This window comes from Pseudomonas sp. PME37.24/025, from assembly GCF_055556615.1.
Genome location: NZ_JBVHNK010000350.1, coordinates 1 through 257 on the forward strand (window position 1 = coordinate 1; position 257 = coordinate 257).

Annotated in this window: 1 protein-coding gene; it reads right to left on the reverse strand. The window is 59.9% G+C overall.

Features of this window, described 5'->3' with window-relative positions:
* Positions 1 to 121: 121 nt before the first annotated feature.
* Positions 122 to 253 (reverse strand): 30S ribosomal protein S15, encoded by a 132-nt coding sequence (locus ACZ3HH_RS30655; RefSeq protein ID WP_465810429.1) that lies wholly within the window; start codon positions 251 to 253, stop codon positions 122 to 124.
* Between the last annotated feature and the right edge of the window lie 4 nt (positions 254 to 257).

Here is a 257-nt window from a genome sequence, read left to right on the forward strand (position 1 = left end):
CGCTAGTTGGCATGGCGCGACTGCCATGCTGCGCATGATCATCTTTCGACAATTCGAAAGCCCGGGTTCACGGACGACCATGCGAAAACGCGCGCGAACCTTCGCGCGCGTGCTTCTCAAATCAACGACGGATGTTGTGCTTTTCGAGCAGCGCCTTGTAGCGCGCCTCGTCCTTGCGCTTGATGTAGTCGAGCAGGGAGCGGCGCGTCGACACGAGCTTCAGGAGGCCGCGGCGTGAATGGTTGTCCTTCACATGG